Origin of the sequence: Streptomyces sp. NPDC005438 (genome assembly GCF_040606315.1) — a bacterium.
Taxonomy (GTDB): domain Bacteria; phylum Actinomycetota; class Actinomycetes; order Streptomycetales; family Streptomycetaceae; genus Streptomyces.
Genome location: NZ_JBEXEP010000001.1, coordinates 545209 through 569410, shown reverse-complemented (window position 1 = coordinate 569410; position 24202 = coordinate 545209). Strand labels below are relative to the sequence as shown.

At 69.2% G+C, this 24202-nt stretch carries 35 protein-coding genes; 1 reads left to right on the top strand and 34 read right to left on the bottom strand.

Annotated elements, in window-relative coordinates:
- Positions 1-57: 57 nt before the first annotated feature.
- From ABZT14_RS02390 to ABZT14_RS02375, 4 genes are all read right to left on the bottom strand, one after another.
- Entirely contained in the window at positions 58-1539 is a 1482-nt protein-coding gene (locus ABZT14_RS02390) for an NAD(P)H-hydrate dehydratase (RefSeq protein WP_356295684.1), read from the bottom strand.
- 69 nt (positions 1540-1608) lie between these two features.
- Entirely contained in the window at positions 1609-1977 is a 369-nt protein-coding gene (locus ABZT14_RS02385) for a holo-ACP synthase (RefSeq protein WP_356295683.1), read from the bottom strand.
- Positions 1978-1993: 16 nt separating this feature from the next.
- Positions 1994-3841 carry a glutamine--fructose-6-phosphate transaminase (isomerizing) gene (gene glmS, locus ABZT14_RS02380; protein WP_356295680.1) on the bottom strand — a complete coding sequence of 616 codons (1848 nt, stop codon included), beginning with the start codon at positions 3839-3841 and terminating at the stop codon, positions 1994-1996.
- Positions 3842-3879: 38 nt separating this feature from the next.
- Positions 3880-4131 (bottom strand): hypothetical protein, encoded by a 252-nt coding sequence (locus ABZT14_RS02375; protein WP_356295677.1) that lies wholly within the window; start codon positions 4129-4131, stop codon positions 3880-3882.
- A gap of 117 nt (positions 4132-4248) precedes the next feature.
- Here ABZT14_RS02375 and coaA point away from each other — a divergent pair, with 117 nt between their 5' ends.
- The gene (gene coaA, locus ABZT14_RS02370) at positions 4249-5202 is read left to right on the top strand and encodes a type I pantothenate kinase (protein WP_356295674.1); all 954 of its coding nucleotides are present in this window, start codon (positions 4249-4251) and stop codon (positions 5200-5202) included.
- A gap of 39 nt (positions 5203-5241) precedes the next feature.
- Here coaA and glmM read toward each other — a convergent pair whose 3' ends face one another.
- The 30 genes from glmM to rpsS all read right to left on the bottom strand — a co-directional run bounded on the left by glmM (position 5242) and on the right by rpsS (position 24193).
- Positions 5242-6600, bottom strand: coding sequence for a phosphoglucosamine mutase (gene glmM / locus ABZT14_RS02365; protein ID WP_356295671.1), 1359 nt, complete (start codon positions 6598-6600; stop codon positions 5242-5244).
- 347 nt (positions 6601-6947) lie between these two features.
- Complete coding sequence (gene rpsI / locus ABZT14_RS02360; RefSeq protein ID WP_356295668.1) at positions 6948-7451, bottom strand: 30S ribosomal protein S9; 504 nt, start codon at positions 7449-7451, stop codon at positions 6948-6950.
- A 39-nt stretch (positions 7452-7490) separates the two neighbouring features.
- On the bottom strand, positions 7491-7943 hold the full coding sequence (rplM, locus tag ABZT14_RS02355) for a 50S ribosomal protein L13 (RefSeq protein WP_356295666.1): 453 nt from the start codon (positions 7941-7943) through the stop codon (positions 7491-7493).
- A gap of 280 nt (positions 7944-8223) precedes the next feature.
- Positions 8224-9153 (bottom strand): serine hydrolase, encoded by a 930-nt coding sequence (locus tag ABZT14_RS02350; protein ID WP_356295664.1) that lies wholly within the window; start codon positions 9151-9153, stop codon positions 8224-8226.
- Between the two features lie 396 nt (positions 9154-9549).
- Complete coding sequence (gene truA / locus ABZT14_RS02345; protein ID WP_356295662.1) at positions 9550-10422, bottom strand: tRNA pseudouridine(38-40) synthase TruA; 873 nt, start codon at positions 10420-10422, stop codon at positions 9550-9552.
- 107 nt (positions 10423-10529) lie between these two features.
- Positions 10530-11066 (bottom strand): 50S ribosomal protein L17, encoded by a 537-nt coding sequence (gene rplQ, locus ABZT14_RS02340; RefSeq protein ID WP_356295660.1) that lies wholly within the window; start codon positions 11064-11066, stop codon positions 10530-10532.
- Between the two features lie 145 nt (positions 11067-11211).
- A complete protein-coding gene (locus ABZT14_RS02335; protein ID WP_356295658.1) occupies positions 11212-12234 on the bottom strand; it encodes a DNA-directed RNA polymerase subunit alpha in 1023 nt (340 codons plus the stop codon).
- A 241-nt stretch (positions 12235-12475) separates the two neighbouring features.
- A complete protein-coding gene (gene rpsK, locus ABZT14_RS02330; RefSeq protein WP_356295654.1) occupies positions 12476-12880 on the bottom strand; it encodes a 30S ribosomal protein S11 in 405 nt (134 codons plus the stop codon).
- Positions 12881-12977: 97 nt separating this feature from the next.
- The gene (rpsM, locus tag ABZT14_RS02325) at positions 12978-13358 is read right to left on the bottom strand and encodes a 30S ribosomal protein S13 (RefSeq protein WP_356295651.1); all 381 of its coding nucleotides are present in this window, start codon (positions 13356-13358) and stop codon (positions 12978-12980) included.
- 210 nt (positions 13359-13568) lie between these two features.
- Positions 13569-13682: a 50S ribosomal protein L36 gene (gene rpmJ, locus ABZT14_RS02320; RefSeq protein ID WP_003956441.1), complete on the bottom strand. Its 114-nt coding sequence runs from the start codon at positions 13680-13682 to the stop codon at positions 13569-13571.
- A gap of 52 nt (positions 13683-13734) precedes the next feature.
- Positions 13735-13956 (bottom strand): translation initiation factor IF-1, encoded by a 222-nt coding sequence (gene infA, locus ABZT14_RS02315; RefSeq protein WP_003948620.1) that lies wholly within the window; start codon positions 13954-13956, stop codon positions 13735-13737.
- Between the two features lie 223 nt (positions 13957-14179).
- Positions 14180-15016: a type I methionyl aminopeptidase gene (gene map / locus ABZT14_RS02310; protein WP_356297011.1), complete on the bottom strand. Its 837-nt coding sequence runs from the start codon at positions 15014-15016 to the stop codon at positions 14180-14182.
- 140 nt (positions 15017-15156) lie between these two features.
- On the bottom strand, positions 15157-15813 hold the full coding sequence (locus ABZT14_RS02305; RefSeq protein WP_356295649.1) for an adenylate kinase: 657 nt from the start codon (positions 15811-15813) through the stop codon (positions 15157-15159).
- On the bottom strand, positions 15813-17126 hold the full coding sequence (gene secY / locus ABZT14_RS02300; protein ID WP_356295646.1) for a preprotein translocase subunit SecY: 1314 nt from the start codon (positions 17124-17126) through the stop codon (positions 15813-15815). The genes ABZT14_RS02305 and secY overlap by 1 nt, the downstream gene beginning before the upstream one ends.
- Positions 17127-17285: 159 nt before the next feature.
- The gene (gene rplO / locus ABZT14_RS02295; protein WP_356295643.1) at positions 17286-17738 is read right to left on the bottom strand and encodes a 50S ribosomal protein L15; all 453 of its coding nucleotides are present in this window, start codon (positions 17736-17738) and stop codon (positions 17286-17288) included.
- 1 nt (position 17739) lies between these two features.
- Positions 17740-17922, bottom strand: coding sequence for a 50S ribosomal protein L30 (rpmD, locus tag ABZT14_RS02290; protein WP_356295640.1), 183 nt, complete (start codon positions 17920-17922; stop codon positions 17740-17742).
- Positions 17922-18524, bottom strand: a complete 603-nt coding sequence (gene rpsE / locus ABZT14_RS02285) for a 30S ribosomal protein S5 (protein ID WP_356295638.1) — start codon at positions 18522-18524, stop codon at positions 17922-17924. The genes rpmD and rpsE overlap by 1 nt, the downstream gene beginning before the upstream one ends.
- 44 nt (positions 18525-18568) lie before the next feature.
- Positions 18569-18952 carry a 50S ribosomal protein L18 gene (gene rplR, locus ABZT14_RS02280; protein WP_356295635.1) on the bottom strand — a complete coding sequence of 128 codons (384 nt, stop codon included), beginning with the start codon at positions 18950-18952 and terminating at the stop codon, positions 18569-18571.
- 3 nt (positions 18953-18955) lie between these two features.
- On the bottom strand, positions 18956-19495 hold the full coding sequence (rplF, locus tag ABZT14_RS02275; RefSeq protein WP_356295632.1) for a 50S ribosomal protein L6: 540 nt from the start codon (positions 19493-19495) through the stop codon (positions 18956-18958).
- Between the two features lie 22 nt (positions 19496-19517).
- Complete coding sequence (rpsH, locus tag ABZT14_RS02270) at positions 19518-19916, bottom strand: 30S ribosomal protein S8 (RefSeq protein WP_356295629.1); 399 nt, start codon at positions 19914-19916, stop codon at positions 19518-19520.
- Between the two features lie 283 nt (positions 19917-20199).
- On the bottom strand, positions 20200-20385 hold the full coding sequence (locus tag ABZT14_RS02265) for a type Z 30S ribosomal protein S14 (RefSeq protein WP_071654790.1): 186 nt from the start codon (positions 20383-20385) through the stop codon (positions 20200-20202).
- A gap of 2 nt (positions 20386-20387) precedes the next feature.
- Positions 20388-20951 (bottom strand): 50S ribosomal protein L5, encoded by a 564-nt coding sequence (gene rplE / locus ABZT14_RS02260; protein WP_356295625.1) that lies wholly within the window; start codon positions 20949-20951, stop codon positions 20388-20390.
- Positions 20951-21274, bottom strand: coding sequence for a 50S ribosomal protein L24 (gene rplX / locus ABZT14_RS02255; protein ID WP_356295622.1), 324 nt, complete (start codon positions 21272-21274; stop codon positions 20951-20953). Before rplX ends, rplE begins: the two co-directional genes overlap by 1 nt.
- A 3-nt stretch (positions 21275-21277) precedes the next feature.
- On the bottom strand, positions 21278-21646 hold the full coding sequence (rplN, locus tag ABZT14_RS02250; RefSeq protein ID WP_356295619.1) for a 50S ribosomal protein L14: 369 nt from the start codon (positions 21644-21646) through the stop codon (positions 21278-21280).
- Between the two features lie 106 nt (positions 21647-21752).
- The gene (gene rpsQ / locus ABZT14_RS02245) at positions 21753-22037 is read right to left on the bottom strand and encodes a 30S ribosomal protein S17 (RefSeq protein ID WP_356295618.1); all 285 of its coding nucleotides are present in this window, start codon (positions 22035-22037) and stop codon (positions 21753-21755) included.
- Positions 22034-22261, bottom strand: coding sequence for a 50S ribosomal protein L29 (gene rpmC, locus ABZT14_RS02240; protein WP_356295615.1), 228 nt, complete (start codon positions 22259-22261; stop codon positions 22034-22036). Before rpmC ends, rpsQ begins: the two co-directional genes overlap by 4 nt.
- On the bottom strand, positions 22261-22680 hold the full coding sequence (gene rplP / locus ABZT14_RS02235) for a 50S ribosomal protein L16 (protein ID WP_356295612.1): 420 nt from the start codon (positions 22678-22680) through the stop codon (positions 22261-22263). Before rplP ends, rpmC begins: the two co-directional genes overlap by 1 nt.
- A gap of 5 nt (positions 22681-22685) precedes the next feature.
- Positions 22686-23519: a 30S ribosomal protein S3 gene (gene rpsC, locus ABZT14_RS02230; protein WP_356295609.1), complete on the bottom strand. Its 834-nt coding sequence runs from the start codon at positions 23517-23519 to the stop codon at positions 22686-22688.
- Positions 23519-23866, bottom strand: coding sequence for a 50S ribosomal protein L22 (gene rplV, locus ABZT14_RS02225; protein ID WP_356297008.1), 348 nt, complete (start codon positions 23864-23866; stop codon positions 23519-23521). Before rplV ends, rpsC begins: the two co-directional genes overlap by 1 nt.
- 45 nt (positions 23867-23911) lie before the next feature.
- On the bottom strand, positions 23912-24193 hold the full coding sequence (gene rpsS / locus ABZT14_RS02220) for a 30S ribosomal protein S19 (RefSeq protein ID WP_356295607.1): 282 nt from the start codon (positions 24191-24193) through the stop codon (positions 23912-23914).
- Between the last annotated feature and the right edge of the window lie 9 nt (positions 24194-24202).

Genomic DNA, 24202 nt, shown 5'->3' with positions numbered 1-24202 from the left:
ATCCGCGCGCCGCACCCACGCTGGACGCGGCCCCACCGCCCGCACCAGCGGACCGGTTCAGCCGTCCAGGCCACCGGTCAACTCGGCCCAGGCGGCCGGCAGTGCCTCGGCCACCTCGGTGGCGCCTCCCGGGTGTCGGGCCAGCCGGCCGGCCACCCCGTGGAGGTAGGCGCCGACCCCGCCCGCCTGGTAGGCGCTCAGGCCGGTGGCCAGCAGGGAACCGGCCAGCCCGGACAGCACGTCACCGCTGCCGGCCGTGGCCAGCCAGGGGCTGCCGGTGGGGTTGACCAGCACCGGGCGTTCGTCGGGCGGGGCCACCAGGGTGGTCGACCCCTTGAGCAGCACCGTCGCCCCGGTACGCCGTGCCAACTCCCGTACCGAGGACAGCCGTTCGGCCTCCACCCGCTCCCGGGGCACCCCCAGCAGCGCCGCCGCCTCCCCGGCGTGCGGGGTCAGCAGGGTCTCTCCGGTACGGGCCCGCAGGGCGTCGACACCGGCCAGGCGCAACCCGTCCGCGTCCACCAGCAACGGCGGCTCCTCCGCCAGGAGTTCGGCCACCGCCTCCCGGGCCTCCGGCCCGTCGCCCAGCCCCGGGCCCACCACCCAGGACTGCACCCGGCCCGCCCGGCTGGGCCGGCCCCGGGCCACCAGGGTCTCGGGGTGGGCGCGCACCACCTCGTCGGCGCCCTCGCCCACGAAGCGCACCGCTCCGGCGCCCCCGCGCAGAGCACCGGCCACCGCCAGCAGGGCGGCCCCGGGGTAGCGGGCGGAGCCGGCGACCACTCCGACCACACCGCGCCGGTACTTGTCGCTGTCCTCCCCGGGGCGGGGCAACAGGGCCGCCACGTCGGGGTGTTGGTAGGCCACCGCCGCCGTCCGCTCCGGGGGGAGGAAGGGGTCCAGGCCGATGTCCACCAGCCGCAGCGCCCCCATGTGGCTCCGGGCCGGATCGACCAGCAGCCCCGGCTTGTGGGTGCCGAAGGTGACCGTGGCCGCCGCCCGTACCGCCGCGCCGTGCACCTCCCCGGTGTCGGCGTCCACCCCACTGGGCAGGTCCACCGCCACGATCGGCACCCCGGCGCGTTCGGTCAGCCACACCAGGTGCTCCGCGTCGGGGCGCAGCCCTCCCCGGCCACCGATGCCCACGATGCCGTCCACCACCAGGTCGGCGCGTTGCAGCAGCGCCTCCACCGGCGCCGGTTCACCCCCCACGCTGGCCTCCGGCCCGGCCACCGCCCGTCCTCCGGCGGCGCGCAGCGCCCTCAGCCCCCCGGCGTGGGTGCGCTCGGGCGACAGCAGTACGGCGGTGACCCCGGCCCCCCGGCGGGCCAGGCCGGCCCCGGCGTAGAGGGCGTCACCGCCGTTGTCACCGCTGCCCACCAGCAGCACGACGCGGCTGCCGTAGGTGCGGGGCAGCAGTCCACGGCAGGCGGCGGCCAGCCCGGAGGCGGCGCGGGCCATCAGGGTCCCCTCGGGCAGCCGGGCCATCAGCTCGCCCTCGGCGGCCCGTACGGTCTCGACCAGGTACGCGGTTCTCATGTCCCCCAGTGTGGCGAACCCAGGCCCGGCGCCGCCCGGTTGGCGCGCCCACCCGTGGGGCGGCCCCGGTCAGGCCTCGGCGATCACCACCGCCGAGGCGACCCCGGCGTCATGGCTGAGCGACAGGTGCCAGTGCCGTACTCCCAGCTCCTCGGCGCGGGCGGCGACCGTGCCGTACACCCTCAGTTCCGGCCGGCCCCCGGGGGCGGTGACCACCTCGGCGTCCGTCCAGCGCAACCCGGCCGGGGCGGCCAGCGACTTGGCCAGCGCCTCCTTGGCGGCGAACCGGGCGGCCAGCGAGGCCACGCCCCGGCGTTCCCCGTCCGGCAGCCACAGTTCCCGTTCCACGAACAGCCGCCCGGCCAGCGAGGGCGTGCGGTCCAGGGCGGAGGCGAACCGGTCGATCTCCGCCACGTCGATGCCCACCCCGACGATCACCGCGTCTCCCTGTGGGTCACTCCACCGTCACCGACTTGGCGAGGTTGCGGGGCTGGTCCACCTCGTTGCCCCGGGCCGTGGCCAGCTCGCAGGCGAACACCTGCAGGGGCACGGTGGCGACCAGGGGTTGGAGCAGGGTGGGGGTGGCCGGGACGCGGATCAGGTGGTCGGCGTACGGTTCCACCGCCTCGTCGCCCTCCTCGGCGATCACGATGGTGCGGGCGCCCCGGGCACGGATCTCCTGGATGTTGGAGACGATCTTGTCGTGGAGTACCGAACGGCCACGGGGCGAGGGCACCACGACCACCACCGGCAGGTCCTCCTCGATCAGGGCGATCGGCCCGTGCTTCAGCTCGCCGGCCGCGAAGCCCTCGGCGTGCATGTACGCCAGCTCCTTGAGCTTCAACGCCCCCTCCAGGGCCACCGGGAAGCCCACGTGCCGGCCCAGGAACAGCACGGTGTCCTTGTCGGCGAGGGCCCGGGCCAGTTGGCGCACCGGCTCCATGGTCTCCAGCACCCGTTCCACCTCGGTGCCGATCTCGGCCAACTGCCGTACCACAGAGGCCACTTCGTCGCCCCACTTGTGGCCCCGGGTCTGCGCCAGGTACAGCGCGACCAGGTAGCAGGCCACCAGCTGGGTCAGGAAGGCCTTGGTGGAGGCGACCGCCACCTCCGGGCCGGCGTGGGTGTACAGCACCGCGTCGGACTCGCGGGGGATGGTGGAGCCGTTGGTGTTGCAGATGGCCAGCACCTTCGCGCCCTGTTCCCGGGCGTGACGCAGCGCCATCAGGGTGTCCATGGTCTCCCCTGACTGGGAGATGGCGACCACCAGGGTGCGCGGATCCAGGATCGGGTCGCGGTAGCGGAACTCGCTGGCCAGCTCGGTCTCGCAGGGCAACCGGGTCCAGTGCTCGATGGCGTACTTGGCGATCATCCCGGCGTGGAAGGCGGTGCCGCAGGCGACGATCACCACCTTGTCCACCTCCCGTAGCACCGAGTGCGGGATACGGACCTCGTCCAGGGTCAGCTCGCCGGAACCGTCGACCCGGCCCAGCAGGGTGTCGGCGACCGCCTTGGGCTGCTCGGCGATCTCCTTGAGCATGAAGTAGTCGTAGCCGCCCTTCTCGGCGGCCGAGGCGTCCCAGTCCACGTGGTACTCGCGCACCCGCCCGGCCGCGCCGTGGAAGTCGGTCACCGTGACCTGGTCCCGGCGCAGCTCCACCACCTGGTCCTGGCCCAGCTCCACGGCCTGCCGCGTGTGGGCGATGAAGGCCGCCACGTCGGAGGCCAGGAACGCCTCCCCGTCCCCCACCCCGACCACCAGCGGCGAGTTGCGGCGGGCCCCCACCACCACGTCGGGGGCGTCGGCGTGCACCGCGACCAGGGTGAACGCCCCCTCCAGCCGCAGACACACCTGCCGCATGGCCTCGGCCAGGTCGTCACAGGAGGAGTAGTTCTCGGCCAGCAGATGGGCCACGACCTCGCTGTCGGTGTCGGACAGCAACTCGTGGCCCCGGTCGACCAGTTCGGCCCGCAGGGCCGCGAAGTTCTCGATGATGCCGTTGTGCACCACCGCCACCCGGCCCGAGTTGTCCAGGTGCGGATGGGCGTTGGCGTCGCTGGGTCCACCGTGGGTGGCCCAGCGGGTGTGGCCGATACCGGTGGTGCCGGACGGCAGGGGCCGGCCCGCCAGCTCCTTGTCCAGGTTGGCCAGCTTGCCGGCCTTCTTGGAGGCGGCCAGACCACCGTCGGCGAGCACGGCCACCCCGGCCGAGTCGTAGCCCCGGTACTCCAGCCGGCGCAGGCCGGCGGTCACCACATCGAGGGCGGACCGCCCTCCCACGTACCCCACGATGCCGCACATGGGCGGCAGCCTACGACGCCCCCCGACAGGCCGGCGATTCAGCCCTCCTCGGCGAGCCGCTCCCGGGCCTCCTCCAGCAGGGCCAGGTACTCCGCCTCCTCGCAGCGGGGCTTGCTGCCCAGCCGGTAGGAGTCCAGGGCGTCGTCGGGATCCTCGCCCAGGTCCTCGTCCGGCAGGTCGTCGTGCAGGTCGCCCCATATCCGGGCGGAGGCCAGCTCGTTCGGCATGGCCTGACGGGGGACGCGTCTTCGCTGTCCGGCGGCCCGGACGCGGCGTATGAGGTGGCTCATGAGGCGCAAGGTAGTGGGTGACGAGGACGGCCGTACAGAGGTGCGGACGGACCCGATCCGGTCCGTCCGGGCGGACCCGGGGAGAAGGCCCACCGGCGGCCCGCGCACAATGGCCGGGTGTCCACCAAGCCCTACGTCGACCTCACCCGCGCGGAGTGGAGCGCCCTGCGCGAGCGCACCCCCCTGCCCCTGGACGCCAAGGAGGTGGAGCAGCTCCGCGGACTGGGCGACGTCATCGACCTGGACGAGGTGCGGGACATCTACCTGCCGCTGTCCCGGCTGCTCAACCTCTACGTGGCGGCCACCGGCCGGCTCCGCAGCGCGCTCAACAGCTTCCTGGGCGACGAACTGGGCGGGAAGAACATCCCCCGGGGCACGCCCTTCGTGATCGGGCTGGCCGGAAGCGTGGCGGTGGGCAAGTCGACCACCGCCCGACTGCTCCAGGCCCTGCTGGCCCGCTGGCCGGAACACCCCCGGGTGGAGCTGGTCACCACCGACGGATTCCTGCTGCCCAACACCGAGTTGGAGCGCCGGGGGCTGATGCACCGCAAGGGCTTCCCCGAGTCGTACGACCGCCGGGCCCTCACCCGGTTCGTGGCCGAGGTGAAGTCGGGCAAGCGCGAGGTGTCCGCGCCGGTGTACTCACACCTGATCTACGACATCGTGCCCGGGGAACGGCTCACGGTGCGCAACCCGGACATCCTGATCGTGGAGGGGCTCAACGTGCTCCAGCCGGCGCTGCCGGGCAAGGACGGGCGGACCCGGCTGGCGCTGGCGGACTACTTCGACTTCTCGGTGTACGTGGACGCCCACATCGAGGACGTCCACCACTGGTACCTGGACCGGTTCGTGAAGCTGCGCCGGACCGCCTTCCAGAACCCGGACTCCTACTTCCGCCGCTACACCGAGGTCTCCCAGGAGGAGGCACTGGACTACGCCCGCACCACCTGGCGCACCATCAACCGCCCCAACCTGGAACAGAACATCGCCCCCACCCGGGGCCGCGCCACCCTGGTCCTGCGCAAGGGCCCGGACCACAAGGTGCGCCGGCTGTCCCTACGGAAGCTGTGACGGGGAGCCCTACTCCGGGTGCCCGCCCGGGGCACCGGGTCAGCCCAGGGCGCTCTTGACCACGTCGGCCAGCCGACTGGCGACCGTACGGGCCTGTTCGAGGTCGGCGGCCTCCACCATCACCCGCACCAGCGGTTCGGTGCCCGAGGAGCGCAGCAACACCCGTCCGGTGTCGCCCAGTTCCCGCTCCGCCTGGGACACCGCGGCACTGACCTCGCCCGAGGTGTTCACCCGCGACTTGTCCACGTCCGGCACGTTCACCAGGACCTGCGGCAGCCTCCGCATCACCCCGGCCAGCTGGGCCAGCGTCCGGTTGGTGGCGCTCAGCCGGGCGGCCAGCATCAGCCCGGTGAGGGTGCCGTCCCCGGTGGTGGCGTGGTCCAACACGATGACGTGGCCGGACTGTTCGCCGCCGAGGGAGTAGCCGCCGCGCTTCATCTCCTGGAGCACGTAACGGTCACCCACCGCCGTCTGGAGCAGGGTGATCCCCTCCCGCTCCATGGCCAGCTTGAAGCCCAGGTTGGACATCACCGTGGCGACCACGGTGTTCCGCCGCAGGGTGCCGGCCTCCTTCATGCCCATGGCCAGCACGGCCAGGATCTGGTCGCCGTCCACCTCGTTGCCCTCGGCGTCCACGGCGAGGCAGCGGTCGGCGTCCCCGTCGTGCGCCACCCCGAGGTCGGCGCGCTGCTCGACCACGGCGGCCCGCAGCCGCTCCAGGTGGGTGGAGCCGTAACCGTCGTTGATGTTGAGCCCGTCCGGGTCGGTGCCGATGGTGGTCACCTCCGCTCCGGCACGGGCGAACGCCTCCGGGGAGACCCGGGCGGCGGCCCCGTGCGCCCCGTCGATCACCACCCGCAACCCGTCGAGCCGGTTGGGGAGTACGCCGATGAGGTGGGCCACGTAGTTGTCGAAGCCCTCGTCGTAGTCCCGCACCCTCCCGACTCCGGCACCGGTGGGGCGGTTCCAGGACTGCCCGGAGTGGTGCCCGTGGTACAGGGTCTCGATGCGGTCCTCCAACTCGTCGGCCAGCTTGTGGCCGCCCCGGGCGAGGAACTTGATGCCGTTGTCCGGCATGGGGTTGTGGCTGGCCGACAGCATCACCCCGAGGTCGGCGCCGAGGGACCCGGTCAGATAGGCGACCGCCGGGGTGGGCAGCACCCCGACCCGCAGCACGTCCACCCCCGCGCTGGCCAGCCCGGCGACCACGGCCGCCTCCAGGAACTCCCCCGAAGCGCGGGGGTCACGCCCCACCACGGCGACCGGGCGGTGCCCCTCGAACGTGCCGGCCTCCGCCAGCACATGGGCCGCCGCCACGGAAAGGCCCATCGCCATCTCGGCGGTCAGCCCCTCGTTGGCCGTGCCGCGCACCCCGTCGGTACCGAAGAGTCGTCCCACTGTGTTCCTCCGAGTCTGGTGTCGTGTGCGTACGGCCCTGACGGGCTGGTCCGCCGTGGACGGGGTCGGCCCCTGGTCGGTGCGGCTCACCGAGGGCCCTCCCTCGCGTCGCGGGCTCTCCCGGCGCGGCGATTCCTCCCATGGTGCCTGGCCCGCCCCGGTGTGGGGCACGCTGGTCGACCCCGGGCGAGGCGCCGGGCACCGGGTACGGGCGGCGACCGGGGGACTCCCCCGTTCCGGGCCACCCAACGGAGAACGCCCCGGCGGCGGATGCCACCGGGGCGTTCACGCCACGGCCACCGGGGTGGGACCCCGGGTGGCCGGACGGCGTACGGCGAGTACAGCGATCAACGCTTGCTGTACTGGGTGCCCTTACGAGCCTTCTTGAGACCGGCCTTCTTCCGCTCCACGGCACGGGCGTCCCGGGAGAGGAAGCCGGCGCGCTTCAGGGGGCCACGGTTGTTGTCGACGTCGGCCTCGTTCAGCGCGCGGGCCACACCGAGGCGCAGCGCACCGGCCTGGCCGGAGATGCCGCCGCCGTTGATGCGGGCGACGACGTCGTAACGACCGTCCAGCTCCAGCACCTTGAAGGGCTCGTTGACTTCCTGCTGGTGCACCTTGTTGGGGAAGTACCCCTCCAGGGTGCGGCCGTTGATCTTCCACTGGCCGGAGCCGGGGATGATCCGCACACGCGCCACGGCGTTCTTGCGACGCCCGGTGCCGGCGGCCGGCTGGGGGTCACCGAAGGCGGAGGGGAGGGACTCGGAGGTGTACTCCTCCGCCGGGGTCTCGGTGGTGTATTCCTGCACCTCGTCCGTCTCGGAGAGGTTCTCGACGGTGGTCTCGGCCACGATTCTCCTCAGATTCTTCTCGTCTTAGGGTGGCCGGACTTACCGCGCGACCTGGCTGATCTGGGTGATCTCGAACGGTACGGGCTGCTGCGCCCCGTGAGGGTGCTCCGGGCCCGCGTAGACCTTGAGCTTGGAGAGCATCTGGCGCCCGAGGGTGTTCTTGGGGAGCATCCCCTTGACCGCCTTCTCGACGGCCTTCTCGGGGTTCTTCGCCAGCAGCTCGTCATAGCGGATGGACCGCAGGCCGCCCGGGTATCCCGAGTGGCGGTAGGCCATCTTCTGGGTCCGCTTGTTGCCGGACAGGTGCACCTTGTCGGCGTTGACGATGATGACGAAGTCACCAGCGTCAACGTGCGGCGCGTACACCGGCTTGTGCTTGCCCCGCAGAAGGGTGGCGGCCTGGGAGGCCAGCCGGCCCAGGACAACGTCCTGGGCGTCGATGACGTGCCACTGGCGCTGAACGTCGCCGGGCTTAGGGCTGTACGTACGCACGGTTGTAGCCTTCGCTTTTTCAGTGAGAGTGGTCCTGACAAGGCCACCGCCGGACTTCCAGGCTAGGACCGCACGTCGGTGACGCGGCCGAGTGCCGGTCGCCGGTCATCGGCAGGCAGGCCGGTGTAAGAGCCCCTCACGTGAGAATGAGCAACCCAATACACACAACGAAACTGGAGACTACCGGCCGGTGTGGCCGTGGGTCAAAAGCGCCCCCGACCGGCAACCGGCGGGAGCCCGGGACGACCCTTCGCCCCGGGCTCCCCAGCACCGGTACGGGTCAGTCGCGCTGGGCGCCGACCGGGAGCTTCCGCAGGTCCAACGTCTTGCGCTGGTTCTGGTCGAAGGCCCAGTCCAGCATCCGGGCGGCGTCCTGGTACCGCTTCGTGCTGTTGAGAATCACCCCGGTCACGGTCCTGCCGTCCCGGGTGGCGGCGAAGACCAGGCAGGGCCCGGCCTTGGTGCCGGTACCGGTCTTGATTCCGGTGACCCCCTTGTAGGAACCGAGCAGGGTGTTGGTGTTGGTCCAGGTGTAGACCCGGCCGTTGGTGGCCTTCTGCTTGGTGGTCACCGTCTTGGCCACGTCCCGCAGCGTCTTGTGCTTCAACGCCTGGCCGGCGATCTTGGCCAGGTCACCGGGGGTGGTGTAGTTCTTTCCGCCCTGCGAGATGCCGTCGAAGCTGTCGAACCGGGTGTTCTTCAGGCCCAGTTGCCGGGCCTTGGCGTTCATCTTGCCGATGAAGGAGGCGGTCCGCTTCTTGACGGTGTCGCCCTTGCCGAAGGCGTCGGCCAGGGCGTACGCGGCGTCACACCCCGAAGGCAGCATCATCCCGTACAGCAACTGCCGCACGGTCACCTTGTCCCCGGTCCTGAGGTCGGCGGTGCTGGCCCCCTCCCGGGCGACGTAGTCCCGGTAGGTCTTCTTGACGGTGACCTTCCGGCTCAGATCCGGCTTGCCGTCCAGCACCACCGTGGCGGTCATCACCTTGGTGGTGCTGGCCATCTGGCGCCGGGTGTCGGCGCCCTTGCCCCACAGCTTCTTCCCGCTGTCACCGTCCGCCAGGTACGCGCCCTTGGCCACCACGCCGGAGGGCGGGGCCGCCTGCGCGGGCGCCACCAGCACCCCGGTCGCCACCAGTGCGCCGGTCACCGCGACGGCACCGCCGCCGAGGCGCAGTCCCCGCTTGCTGATCTTCAACTGCCGCTCCATGCTCTCTCGTTGCTCCCACCGGCGGGCCGGGGCCGACGACGGAACGCCGACGCCTCCCGGGCCCCCGGAGGAGACGGCCGGTCGACCGTGGACGCGCCGCCCTGGCCGCCTCGCCATGGACACGGGGTTGGACGTACCGGAACGGAGAACGGTTGTCCCGACTCCCGCCCGGACCGACTTCTTCGCACCACCTTCACCCCACACCGCGCTCGCCCAGCACCCACACCACTCCACAAATCGCCTCACCCTATCCCGAACCCCACACAGGTCATGACCGACCGAGAACGTGAGGCACACCCAGGAAAAGGACCGTCAACTCCCCGGTACGGGAACGGCACGAGCGGCCCCACCCCGGAGCGGCACGGGCCCACAGGTCCCACGGGTCCCGCCCACCGCTCAGCAGCAGCCCGAACTCCCCGGCAACGTACGGCGGTTCCGCGCCTCCCGGTTGCGGGCGGCCAACCGGTCGTCTGGCGGGTAACCCACCTCCTCCAGGGTCAGCCCGTGGGGCCGCACCACATGGACGGCCGAGTCCCGTACCCCGGCGGCCAACACCTTGGCCGGCCAGTCCGGCGGGCGGTGGCCGTCCCCGACGAACAGCAGCGCCCCCACCAGGGAGCGCACCATGTTGTGGCAGAAGGCGTCGGCCCGCACCGTCGCCTCCACCACCCCGTCCACCCCGCGTTCCCACCGCAGTTCGCGCAGGGTACGGATGGTGGTGGCCCCCTCTCGGCGCTTGCAGTACGCCGCGAAGTCGTGCTCCCCCAGCAGGCCCCGGGCCGCCTCGTTCATGGCCTGCACGTCCAACGGCCAGTTGTGCCACAGCACATGCCCCCGCCGCAGCGGGTCCACCCCGCCCGGATGGTCACTGACCCGGTACGCGTACCGCCGCCAGATCGCCGAGAAACGGGCGTCGAAGTGCTCCGGCGCCCGCCGGCAGGACCACACCCGTACGTCCATCGGCAGCCGCCCGGCCAGCCGGCGCCGCAGCCGCTCCCCCTCCTCGGCCCACTCCTCCTCCGGCAGGTCCACGTGGGCCACCTGCCCCCGGGCGTGCACCCCGGAGTCGGTCCGCCCGGCCACCGTCAGCTCCGGTGCCTCGGCACGCCGCAGCACCACCCGCAGCGCCTCCTCCAACTCGCCCTGCACGGTGCGCCGCTGGCGCTGGCGGGCCCAGCCGGAGAAGTCACGGCCGTCGTACGACAGATCCAACCGCACCCGTACCAGTCCGGGGCCTGGGGTGCCGTCGTGCGTTCCGGGGGCGTTCACGGTGCTCCTCGTACTCCTGGGTGCTCGACTACTCGCTGCTCGACCGACGAAGAACGGGCCCGCCCCCCGTGAGGGGAGACGGGCCCGTCCACCGGCTGGGGCCGGAATCAGGCGTCCTTGGACTCCTGGGTGTCCTCGGCGTCCTCGGCCTTGTCGGCCTGGGGCTCCTCGGTCTTCTTGACGCTCGCGGCGGCCTCGGCCCCCGCGGCCTCCTTGTCCTTGGCGGCGTCCTTGGCGGCACGCTTGGTGGCGCCCTCCGCCTCGCCGACCGCCTTCTGCTGCACGGTCAGGGCCTCGACCAGCTCGATGACCGCCATGGGGGCGTTGTCGCCCCGACGGTTACCGATCTTGGTGATGCGGGTGTAGCCACCGGGACGGTTCTCGTAACGCGGGCCGATCTCGGTGAACAGGGTGTGGACGACACCCTTGTCCTTGACCGAACGCATCACCTGGCGACGGTTGTGCAGGTCGCCCTTCTTCGCCTTGGTGATCAGCCGCTCGGCGACGGGACGAAGACGGCGCGCACGCGCCTCGGTGGTGGTGATGCGGCCGTGCTCAAAGAGAGCGGTGGCCAGGTTGGACAGCATCGCCTTCTGGTGGGAGGCGCTGCCGCCCATCCGGGCGCCCTTGGTGGGCTTCGGCATTCTCTTTCTCCTTGTGCTCTGCACCGGCCGTACCAGGTACCGGTGTCAGGTCGACGAGGCGGTCGCCCCGCCGAAGTCAGCTGAGCCCTGCGGCTCGCGCCCGGGTCCCGGCCACCACTGTCGGCGACCGGGACCCCGGAACGTCTCAGTACTGCTCGGTCTCCACGAAGCCCGCGTCCGCGTCGTCGTCGGCGCCGAAGGCGTCGGCGGCGGCGGTCGGGTCGAATCCGGGCGGGCTGTCCTTGAGGGCCAGGCCCATGCCGGCCAGCTTCGCCTTGACCTCGTCGATCGACTTGGCGCCGAAGTTGCGGATGTCCAGCAGGTCCGCCTCGCTGCGGGCGACCAGCTCGCCCACGGAGTGGATGCCCTCGCGCTTGAGGCAGTTGTAGGAGCGGACGGTCAGCTCCAACTCCTCGATGGGCAGCGCCAGATCGGCGGCCAGCGCGGCGTCGGTGGGCGAGGGGCCCATGTCGATGCCCTCGGCGTCCACGTTCAGCTCGCGGGCCAGACCGAACAGCTCGACCAGCGTCTTACCGGCCGACGCCATGGCGTCCCGGGGGCGCATGGCCTGCTTGGTCTCGACGTCCACGATCAGCTTGTCGAAGTCGGTGCGCTGCTCGACACGGGTCGCCTCGACCTTGTAGGTGACCTTGAGCACCGGGGAGTAGATGGAGTCCACCGGGATACGGCCGATCTCCTGGCCCACCTGCTTGTTCTGGACGGCGGAGACGTAGCCGCGACCGCGCTCGACGGTCAGCTCCATCTCCAGCTTGCCCTTGCCGTTGAGGGTGGCCAGCAGCAGGTCGGGGTTGTGCACCTCCACACCGGCCGGCGGCGCGATGTCGGCGGCGGTCACCAGACCGGGGCCCTGCTTGCGCAGGTACATCACCACCGGCTCGTCGTGCTCCGAGGAGACGACCAGCTGCTTGATGTTGAGGATCAGGTCGGTGACGTCCTCCTTCACCCCCGGGACGGTGGTGAACTCGTGCAGCACACCGTCGATGCGGATGCTGGTGACGGCGGCACCGGGGATCGAGGAGAGGAGCGTACGGCGGAGGGAGTTGCCGAGGGTGTAACCGAAGCCCGGCTCCAGGGGCTCGATCACGAACCGGGAGCGGAACTCGTCGACGACCTCTTCGGTCAGTGAGGGACGCTGAGCGATCAGCATGGGGTTTAGCCTCCAGTCTTCGGCACCCGCTATTTGATGCCGAGCTGAGCCCCGGGGGTTCCCGGGGTCACTTCCCAGGGTACGGCCGTGGCGCCGGCGCCCTCAGGGGCGAAAGCACCACTCCGTACCCACCCGCCGTTCTCGGCGGGACGGGTCCCGGCCACTCCCGAAGTCGCGGGGAGGACCGGAACCCGAAGACGTCGAGGTCCGCCGCCCCGGTCAGGGCGGCGGACCCGTCACATCAGACCCGGCGCCGCTTCGGGGGACGGCAGCCGTTGTGCGGGGTGGGCGTGACGTCCTGGATGGACCCGACCTCCAGGCCGGTGGCCTGGAGGGAGCGGATCGCGGTCTCACGACCGGAGCCGGGGCCCTTGACGAAGACGTCCACCTTGCGCATCCCGTGCTCCTGCGCACGACGGGCGGCGTTCTCGGCGGCCATCTGCGCGGCGTACGGGGTGGACTTGCGGGACCCCTTGAAGCCGACGTGGCCGGCGGAGGCCCAGGAGATCACGTTCCCGGTGGGGTCGGTGATCGAGACGATGGTGTTGTTGAACGTGCTCTTGATGTGGGCGTGCCCGTGAGCGACGTTCTTCTTTTCCTTGCGGCGCACCTTCTTGGCGCCCGCTGTACGGCCCTTCGGAGGCATATGGATCTACTCCCTGGGAGGTGGTCGGTCCTACAACACGGACCGCGAGGTCATGCGGCGACCGGGAACCCCGGACCGCAGGTGCGTCCGGTGTGGACTACTTCTTGCCCGGCTTCTTCTTGCCGGCGATGGCGCGACGCGGGCCCTTGCGGGTACGCGCGTTGGTCTTGGTGCGCTGACCACGAACCGGGAGGCCCCGGCGGTGACGCAGGCCCTCGTAGTTGCCGATCTCGACCTTGCGGCGGATGTCGGCCTGGATCTCCCGGCGGAGGTCACCCTCGACCCGGAGGTTGTTGTCCACGTAGTCGCGGATCTTGACGAGGTCTTCCTCGGCCAGGTCGCGGACGCGGGTGTCGGGGTTCACCCCGGTGTTCTTGAGGGTCTCCTGGGAACGGGTACGACCGATACCGAAGACGTAGGTGAGAGCGACCTCGACGCGCTTTTCGCGCGGGAGATCTACGCCTGCGAGGCGTGCCATATACGTGGCTCCTGATGCTTGGCGGAGGTCTTCCACAGCACCACTCCCGAAAGCCGGAGCTTGTGCGGGCCGGGTCCCCGGCCTCCGACCGGGGGTGTCGTCCCCGCCGATCCGGCTCCCGGAGGGCCGGCCCGACGGATACGGGTGGCTGTGTATGTGTTGTCTCGTGCGCGTCGCGCGAAGAGGTGCGAGAGGCGAGGCGGTACTACGTCAGCCCTGGCGCTGCTTGTGGCGCAGGTTGTCGCAGATGACCATGACCCGACCGTGACGGCGGATCACCTTGCACTTGTCGCAGATCTTCTTGACGCTCGGCTTGACCTTCATGAAATTGAGGTTCTCCGGGTCAGGCCCGCACCCTGATGAGGTGAGGCGCGATCTACTTGTAGCGGTAGACGATCCGCCCGCGCGTCAGGTCGTAGGGAGACAGCTCCACCACGACCCGGTCGTCGGGAAGGATACGGATGTAGTGCATCCGCATCTTGCCGCTGATGTGCGCGAGAACCTGGTGCCCGTTCTGGAGCTCCACCTTGAACATCGCGTTCGGGAGAGACTCGACGACGGTGCCCTCGATCTCGATGGCCCCTTGTTTTTTGGCCATGCTTGAGCGCTTCACCTTCCGGGATCGGCTACCTGGATCGATCCGCCCGAGACCGTCCCCGAACGTGGACAGGACGTCGACGAACGGGAACATGGATGGACCGACGAGCCAGTCTAGAGTAAGGCCCCCGGAAAGACGAATTCGGGGAGTCTCCCCCGCAGCCAAGATCCTTAAGCCCACCAGGGAAGATCCGGTCACTCACGGACCGATCGGACGTGCGCGCTCAGCCCAGCGGGTCGGGAGCGGTGGTGATCCCCAGCTCCCCCAGCATCGCCTTGCCGCCGTCGGGGGCGGTCAGCACCAGCGGCCCCTCCTCGGTGAGCGCGATGGAGTGCTCCCAGTGCGAGGACCAGGAGCCGTCGTCGGTCTTCACCGTCCAGTCGTCGGACAGTACGTGGGTCCTCGGGGTGCCCAGCGTCAGCATCGGCTCGATGGCCAGGCACATCCCGGGCACCAGCTTGGGCCCCCGGCCCCGGCGCCGTTCCACGTAGTTGAGGACGTGCGGATCCATGTGCATGGCGCTGCCGATGCCGTGGCCGCCGTACTCCTCGACGATGCCGTAGGCACCGGAGGAAGGCCGGGGCTGGCGTCGTACGTAGCTCTCCACCGCCCGGGAGATGTCCACCAGCCGGTTGCCCTTGCGCATCGCGGCCAGGCCGGCCCACATCGAACGCTCGGTGACCCGACTCAGCTCGACGACCTCGTCGGAGTGCCCCTCCCCCACCAGGACGGTGATCGCCGCGTCCCCGTGCCAGCCGTCGATGACGGCGCCGGCGTCGATGGACAGCAGGTCCCCGGACCTGAGCACGTCGTCCTCGCTGGGGATGCCGTGGACGACCACGTCGTTGACGGAGGTGCAGATGTTGCCCGGAAAGCCGCCGTAGCCCAGGAAGTTGGGCTTGGCCCCGTGGTCGGCCAGCACCTTGGCGGCCACCCGGTCCAGGTCCTTGGTGGAGGCGCCCGGTACGGCCGCCTCGGCGCACGCGCGGTGCATCGCGGCCACCACCAGCCCCGCCTGACGCATCTTCGCGATCTGCTCGGGGGTCTTCAGCTCCACCATGGGGCGGCGTCCGCCTTCCTCACTTCGTTCCACGGCCCCTGTCCGTGTCCCGGGGCCGGTGTCGGTTCCGGCAGTCTCGACAGTACGGCCGTGGCGCCCGGGTGGACACCACGGCCGTGCCGTCTCGTGTGGCGGGGGGTCTAGCCGCGCACGCCCGTCAGCGCGCTCATCGCCCGCTCGGTCACGTCCGCGACCTTCCCCAGCGCGGAGATGGTCACGACCAGCCCCTGCGCCTTGTAGTAGTCGATGATCGGCTCGGTCTCACTGTGGTAGACCTCCAGCCGCTTGCGGACGGTGTCCTCGCTGTCGTCGTCGCGCTGGTACAGCTCACCACCGCAGACGTCGCACACCCCGTCGACCTTGGGCTTGTTGTACTCGACGTGGAAGATGTGCGCGCTGTCGTTGCGGCAGCTGCGCCGGCCGGCGATCCGCTTGACGACCTCCGACTCCGCCACTTCCAGGTCCAGCACGGCGTCCAGCCGCTGCTGGGAGTCCCGCAGCATCTCGTCCAGCGCCTGGGCCTGGACGAGGTTGCGCGGGAACCCGTCGAGCAGGAACCCCGCCGTCGCGTCCGGCTCGCCCATCCGGTCCTGCGCCATGCCGATGGTGACCTCGTCGGGCACGAGCTGGCCGGCACGGATGTACTCCTGTGCCTTCTGACCGAGTTCGGTGCCCTGGCTGATGTTCGCCCGGAACAGGTCACCGGTGGCGATATGCGGGATAGACAGGTTCTCGGCAAGGTACGCGGCTTGCGTTCCCTTACCGGCGCCAGGCGGTCCGACGAGGACGATTCGCATTACCGGAGGAACCCTTCGTAATGGCGTTGCTGAAGCTGACTCTCGATCTGCTTCACGGTCTCCAGACCCACACCCACGATGATGAGGATGCTGGTCCCGCCGAACGGGAAGTTCTGATTCGCGTTGAACAACACCAGTGCGACGGTGGGCACCAGGGCGATCAGACCCAGATACAGCGAACCGGGCCACGTGATGCGGTTCAACACGTAGCTCAGGTACTCCGCGGTGGGCCGACCAGCACGGATGCCCGGGATGAAGCCACCATACTTCTTCATGTTGTCGGCGACTTCCTCGGGGTTGAAGGAGATCGCCACATAGAAGAAGGCGAAGAAAACGATGAGCAGGAAGTACGTGGCGATATAAATCGGGTGGTCACCGGTGACGAAGTGGGAGGAAATCCAGTTCGCCCAGCCCGCCTTCGAACCGCTGAACTGAACGATCAACGCCGGAATGTAGAGCAGCGAGGAGGCGAAGATGACGGGAATCACACCCGCCTGGTTCACCTTCAGCGGGATGTAGGTGGAGGTACCGCCGTACGAACGGCGCCCGATCATCCGCTTCGCGTACTGCACCGGGATGCGACGCTGGGCCTGTTCCACGAAGACCACCAGGGCGACCATCGCCAGACCGCAGAGGATCACCGCGCCGAACTCGATCCAACCGTCAGCGAGCTTGCCCTGCTTCTTGATGGCCCACAGCGCGCCGGGGAAGCCGGCCGCGATGGAGACGAACATCAGGATGGACATACCGTTGCCGATACCGCGGTCGGTGATCAGCTCACCCAGCCACATGATGAGGGCGGTGCCCGCGGTCATGCAGATGATCATGGTGACGGTGGTGAACACCGAGTCGTTCGGAATGATCTCGTCACGCAGCTGGCACTGCGGGAAGAGGGTGCCACTGCGCGCGGTCGCCACCAGGCCGGTGCCCTGCAACACCGCCAGCGCCACGGTCAGATAGCGGGTGTACTGGGTGATCTTCGCCTGCCCGGCCTGGCCCTCCTTCTTCAGGGCCTCCAACCGGGGAATCACCACGACCAGCAGCTGCAGAATGATGCTGGCGGTGATGTACGGCATGATCCCGAGCGCGAAGATGGTCAGCTGCAGCAGCGCGCCACCGCTGAACATGTTCACCAGGCCGAACAGCCCCTGGCTGCCTTCGGCCTCCTTCATGCACTGGTTCACGTTCTCGAAGCTCACACCCGGGACCGGGATGTGTGCCCCAAGGCGGAACAGCACCATGATGGCGAGCGTGAACAGCAACTTCTTGCGCAGGTCGGGCGTCTTGAACGCCCGGGCGAACGCGGTGAGCACGGTGCCTCCTGCGCCCCCCGCGTGATGCGAGAGGTGACGGTCTTGTGGTTCGACAGATATGGACAGCGCCCGACACCTTACCGGCGAGAGCGCCCCCCGTGGAACGACCAACCGGGGACGCCCGTTCCTGGACGTCCCCGGTGGGTCACATCAAGCGGTTCAGGCCAGCTCGCTGACACTACCGCCGGCAGCGGTGATCTTCTCCCGGGCGGACCCGGAGAAGGCGTTCACCGAAACCTGCAGAGCCACCGAGATCTCGCCGGTGCCCAGCACCTTGACGGGCTGGTTCTTGCGCACCGCACCCTTGGCGACCAGGTCCTCGACGGTGACCTCGCCACCCTCGGGGTACAGCTTGGCCAGCCGGTCCAGGTTGACGACCTGGTACTCGGTGCGGAACGGGTTCTTGAAACCCTTGAGCTTCGGCAGCCTCATGTGGAGGGGCAACTGCCCACCCTCGAAGCCTGCCGGAACCTGGTAACGGGCCTTCGTGCCCTTGGTGCCACGACCAGCGGTCTTACCCTTGGACGCCTCACCACGACCCACACGGGTCTTGGCGGTCTTGGCGCCAGGGGCGGGCCGGAGGTTGTGGACCTTCAGCGGCTTGTCCGCCATGTCAGTCGACCTCCTCGACCGTCACGAGGTGCCGCACGGTGTGCACCATGCCGCGGAACTCGGGGCGGTCCTCCTTCACGGACACGTCGTTGATCCGCTTCAGACCAAGGGTCCGCAACGTGTCCCGGTGGTTCTGCTTCGTCCCGATCACGGAACGGACCTGGGTGATCTTGAGCTGCGCCATCACGCACTCACCCCGGCCCGGGCCCGCAGCAGAGCGGCGGGCGCCACGTCCTCCAGCGGCAGGCCACGGCGGGCGGCGATCTCCTCGGGGCGCTGCAGGCCCCGCAGAGCGGCCACCGTGGCGTGCACGATGTTGATGGGGTTGTCGGAGCCGAGCGACTTGCTCAGCACGTCGTGGATGCCCGCGCACTCCAGCACGGCACGCACCGGGCCACCGGCGATCACACCGGTACCGGGCGAAGCCGGCTTCAGCAGCACGACACCCGCGGCCTCCTCGCCCTGGATCGGGTGAGGAATGGTGCCCTGGATGCGGGGGACCTTGAAGAACTTCTTCTTCGCTTCCTCCACACCCTTGGCGATCGCGGCCGGCACCTCCTTGGCCTTGCCGTAACCGACACCCACGGTGCCGTCACCGTCGCCCACCACGACCAGCGCGGTGAAGCTGAAGCGACGACCACCCTTCACAACCTTGGCGACTCGGTTGATCGCGACAACGCGCTCAACATACGCGGTCTTCTCGGCGGCAGCGCCGCCGTCCCGGCCCTTACGGTCCCGCCGCTCGCCGCCACCGGCGCCGCCACCGCGGCGCTGGGGTCCAGCCATTGGAATTACCTCTCTCGTTTACGTCCGCTAGCTACGGGACCGACTCAGAACTTGAGTCCGGCCTCGCGGGCGGCATCGGCCAGAGCGGCGACCCGCCCCGCGTACTTGTTGCCGCCGCGATCGAACACCACCGTCTCGATCCCCGCCGCCTTGGCACGCTCGGCGACCAGCGAACCGACCTGCTGGGCCTGCCCGCTCTTGTCGCTGTCGCCACCGCGGATGGAGCTGTCCAGGCTGGACGCGGAGGCCAGGGTGTGGCCCGCCACATCGTCGATCACCTGCGCCACCATGTGACGGTTGGAACGCGTCACCACCAGGCGCGGACGCTCGGCGGTACCCGAGACCTTCTTCCGAATCCTGATGTGACGGCGCTGGGTGGCGGCCCGCTTGCGCGCGTCGCCCTTAGCGATCTTCACGCCAAATGCCATGGCTTACTTACCCGCCTTTCCGACCTTGCGGCGGATGACCTCGCCCGCGTACTTGACGCCCTTGGCCTTGTACGGGTCGGGCTTACGCAGCTTGCGGATGTTCGCGGCGACCTCGCCGACCTTCTGCTTGTCGATGCCCGAGACGCTGAACTTGGTCGGGGACTCGACGTTGAACGAGATGCCCTCGGGGGCCTCGACCAGGATCGGGTGGCTGTAGCCCAGGGAGAACTCCAGGTTGGAGCCCTTGGCCTGGACGCGGTAACCCACCCCGCTGATCTCGAGGTCCTTGCTGAATCCCTGGGTCACGCCAGTGATCATGTTCGCCACCAGCGTGCGGGACAGACCGTGCAGGGCCTTGTTCCGGCTCTCGTCGTTGGGGCGGGAGACGACCAGGGGGCCGTCCTCGTCCCTGGAGATGTCGATGGGCGCGGCGACGGTCTGCGAGAGCGACCCCTTGGGGCCCTTCACGGCGACCGTACGGCCATCGATGGTGACGTCCACACCGGCGGGAACCTGGATGGGGAGCTTGCCAATACGTGACATGAGCTGTACCTCCGTTCCCGAACTACCAGACGTAGGCGAGGACTTCCCCACCCACGCCCTTCTTCTGAGCCTGCTGACCGGTGAGGAGCCCGTGGGAGGTGGAGATGATCGCCACGCCCAGGCCGCCGAGCACCTTCGGCAGGTTGGTGGACTTTGCGTAGACCCGAAGACCCGGCTTCGAGATCCGCTTGATGCCGGCGATCGAGCGCTCGCGGTTGGGGCCGAACTTCAGCTCCAGGACGAGGTTCTTGCCCACCTGGGCGTCCTCGGTCTTCCAGCCGGTGATGTAGCCCTCCTGCTGGAGGATCTCCGCGATGTGCGACTTGATCTTGCTGTGCGGCATCTCGACGGTGTCGTGGTACGCCGAGTTCGCGTTCCGCAGACGAGTCAACATGTCTGCGATCGGATCGGTCATGGTCATGTGATGGCCTTCGGCCTCTCTCGCCGGGGTTTCCTGTCTGCGCTGTCCTTCTCCCCGTGCAGGGACGGGACAGGTGTAGCGCGGGGACCTACGGCGTAGTAAGCGACTTCGTGTGGACCTCGATCGGGTCCACGTGCGGTCACGGGCGGCGGGGCGCCCCACCACAGGCTAGGCCATGTGGAGCGGGCATCCCGCCGTCCGGCTGCTTACCAAGAGTCCGGCGGACCGTCGGCCGGCCCAACTCCCCCCGGCACCAGGCCGGTTGGGGCGGGGCCGGCGACGGTCACCAGGAACTCTTGGTGACGCCCGGCAGCTCGCCGCGGTGCGCCATCTGGCGAAGGCACACACGGCAGAGGCCGAACTTGCGGTAGACGGAGTGCGGCCGACCACAACGCTGGCAGCGGGTGTACGCGCGCACACCGAACTTCGGCTTGCGAGCGGCCTTGGAGATCAGAGCCTTCTTCGCCATGGTCAGTTCTCCTTGAACGGGAAGCCGAGGTGACGCAGGAGAGCGCGGCCCTCATCGTCGTTGGTCGCCGTGGTGACCACGGTGATGTCCATGCCCCGGACCCGGTCGATCTTGTCCTGGTCGATCTCGTGGAACATGACCTGCTCGGTGAGACCGAAGGTGTAGTTGCCACGGCCGTCGAACTGCTTCGGCGACAGACCCCGGAAGTCACGGATACGCGGCAGCGCAAGCGACAGCAGCCGGTCCAGGAACTCCCACATCCGGTCACCGCGCAGGGTGACGTGGGCACCGATCGGCTGACCCTCACGCAGCTTGAACTGCGCGATGGACCTGCGTGCCTTGGTGACGGCCGGCTTCTGACCGGTGATCGTGGTGAGGTCCTTGATGGCCCCCTCGATCAGCTTGGAGTCGCGGGCGGCGTCGCCCACACCCATGTTGACCACGATCTTGGTCAGCCCGGGGATCTGCATGACGTTCTCGTACGAGAACTGCTCACGCAGCTTGCCCTGGATCTCCTCGCGGTACCGCTGCTTCAGGCGCGGCATGTTGCTGGTGGTGGCAGTCATCAGATGTCCTCACCGGTCCGCTTGGCAACGCGGATCTTGTTGCCGTCCTCGTCAAAGCGGTAACCGATACGGGTGGTGACCTTCTGGCCGTCCTTCTCCACCACGAGCTGAACGTTGCTCACGTGGATGGGGGCCTCGGTGGTCACGATGCCGCCGGTCTTGGAACCGCGCGCGGTCTGGCCGGCCTTGGTGTGCTTCTTGACCCGGTTGACACCCTCGACCAGGACGCGGTCCTCGCGGGGGTAGGCCACGATGACCTTGCCCTGCTTGCCCCTGTCCTTACCGGTGATGACCTGTACCAGGTCGCCCTTCTTGATCTTCATCGGTTACAGCACCTCCGGCGCGAGCGAGATGATCTTCATGAACTTCTTCTCGCGCAGCTCACGGCCCACCGGGCCGAAGATACGGGTGCCGCGGGGGTCGCCGTCGTTCTTGAGAATGACGGCGGCGTTCTCGTCGAAGCGGATGTACGAACCGTCGGGGCGCCGGCGCTCCTTGACGGTGCGCACGATGACGGCCTTGACGATGTCGCCCTTCTTCACGTTGCCACCGGGGATCGCATCCTTGACGGTGGCGACGACCACGTCACCGATGCCCGCGTAGCGGCGCCCGGAGCCACCGAGCACACGGATGCAAAGGATCTCCTTCGCACCAGTGTTGTCGGCGACACGCAGTCGCGACTCCTGCTGGATCACGTCTATCTCCTGATCGTCTGCCGGTTCCCGGCGGGGCGGACCTCGGGGGTGCCGCCCCGCCGAGCCTGGCGGAACTGGTCCTGAGGGAAGCTCAGGAACTCCTGAATTACTTCGCCTTCTCGAGGATCTCGACGATGCGCCAGCGCTTGGTCGCGGACAGCGGACGGGTCTCCATCAGAAGGACCCGGTCGCCCACGCCAGCGGAGTTCTGCTCGTCGTGCGCCTTGAGCTTGTTGGTACGGCGGATGACCTTGCCGTACAGGGCGTGCTTGACGCGGTCCTCGACGGCGACGACAACGGTCTTGTCCATCTTGTCGCTGACCACGAGACCCTCACGGGTCTTGCGGAAGCCACGCTGGTTCTGGGTTTCAGTCACATTCTTCTCGCTCATGAGGCGCTCTCCACCGTCTCGATGCCCAGCTCACGCTCGCGCATCAGGGTGTAGATCCGGGCGATGTCCTTGCGGACGGCCTTCAACCGACCGTGGTTCTCAAGCTGTCCGGTCGCCGCCTGGAAGCGGAGGTTGAACAGCTCCTCCTTGGCCTCGCGCAGCTTGCCGACGAGCTCCTCGTCGTTCAGCTCACGCAGATCGGACGCCTTGGTTCCGGCCGCCATCACGACTCACCTGCCTCGCGCCGGACGATCCGGCACTTCATCGGAAGCTTGTGGGAGGCACGGATCAGCGCCTCCTTAGCGACCTTCTCGTTCGGGTAGGACAGCTCGAACATCACCCGTCCCGGCTTGACGTTCGCGATCCACCACTCCGGCGAACCCTTACCGGAACCCATGCGGGTCTCGGCGGGCTTCTTGGTCAGCGGGCGGTCCGGGTAGATGTTGATCCAGACCTTGCCGCCACGCTTGATGTGACGGGTCATCGAGATACGAGCGGCCTCGATCTGACGGTTGGTCACATAGGCGCCGGTGACGGCCTGGATGCCGTACTCGCCGAAAGCAACCTCGGTGCCACCCTTCGCCATGCCCTTGCGCTTGGGGTGGTGCTGCTTGCGGTGCTTGACCCTGCGCGGGATCAGCATGTCGGTCAGGCCTCCTTCCCGGCAGCGCCGGTGTTCTCCGCGGCGGCGGGAGCGGCGGCGGCCTCGGCCTTGGGGGCCTCGGCTGCCGGGGCGCTCTGCTGCTGCGGCTTACGGCCACGGCCGCGCTCGCCGCCCCGACGGGGACGGTCGTTGCCGCCGCGCGAGGGGCGGTTGCCCGCACGGGCGGCGGCGTTCTCGGCGCGCACCTCGGCGATGTTCTTGACGTCGCCCTTGTAGATCCACACCTTCACGCCGATCCGGCCGAAGGTGGTGCGGGCCTCGAAGAAGCCGTAGTCGACGTTCGCCCGGAGGGTGTGCAGGGGCACGCGGCCCTCGCGGTAGAACTCGGAGCGGGACATCTCGGCGCCGCCGAGACGGCCACCGCACTGGATCTTGATGCCCTTGGCGCCGGCCTTCATCGAGGTCTGCATGCTCTTGCGCATCGCACGACGGAAGGAGACACGGGAGGACAGCTGCTCGGCGACGGCCTGGGCCACCAGCTGAGCGTCCGTCTCCGGGTTCTTCACCTCAAGGATGTTGAACTGGATCTGCTTGCCGGTGAGCTTCTCCAGGTTGCCCCGGAGCCGGTCGGCCTCCGCGCCACGGCGGCCGATGACGATGCCCGGCCGGGCGGTGTGGACGTCGACCCGCACCCGGTCGCGGGTGCGCTCGATCTCCACCTTGGAGATGCCGGCCCGCTCCATGCCCTGGGTGAGCATACGGCGGATGGCGACGTCTTCCTTGACGTAGTCCTTGTAGAGCTTGTCGGCGTACCACCGGGACTTGAAGTCGGTGGTGATGCCGAGTCGGAACCCGTGCGGGTTTACCTTCTGGCCCATTACCGGGTTCCTTCCTTGCTGCTGACGACCACCGTGATGTGGCTGGTCCGCTTACGGATCCGGTAGGCACGGCCCTGGGCGCGCGGCCGGAACCGCTTCAGGGTCGGGCCCTCGTCGACGTACGCCTGCGAGATGAACAGGCTGTCGGCGTCGGTGTGGTCGTAGTTGTGCGCGGCGTTGGCGATGGCGCTGTCGAGCACCTTGCCCACCGGCACGCTCGCGGCCTGCGGGGCGAAACGCAGGACCGCCTGAGCCTCCGTGGCGTTCATGCCACGGATGAGGTCCACCACACGGCGGGCCTTCATGGGCGTGACGCGGATGTACCGCGCCTGGGCCCTGGCTTCCATGGTTGTCCCTTCGGTGTCAGTCATGAGGTCTTCGCACTCCGCCGGTCAGCGACGCCGCGACTTGCGGTCGTCCTTCACGTGGCCGCGGAAGGTACGGGTCGGCGCGAACTCGCCGAGCTTGTGGCCGACCATCGACTCGGTGACGAACACCGGGACGTGCTTGCGGCCGTCGTGTACCGCGATCGTGTGGCCGAGCATGGCCGGGACGATCATCGAGCGGCGGGACCAGGTCTTGATGACGTTCTTGGTGCCTGCCTCGTTCTGCACGTCCACCTTCTTGGCGAGGTGGTCGTCGACGAAGGGCCCCTTCTTGAGACTGCGCGGCATCTAAACCCG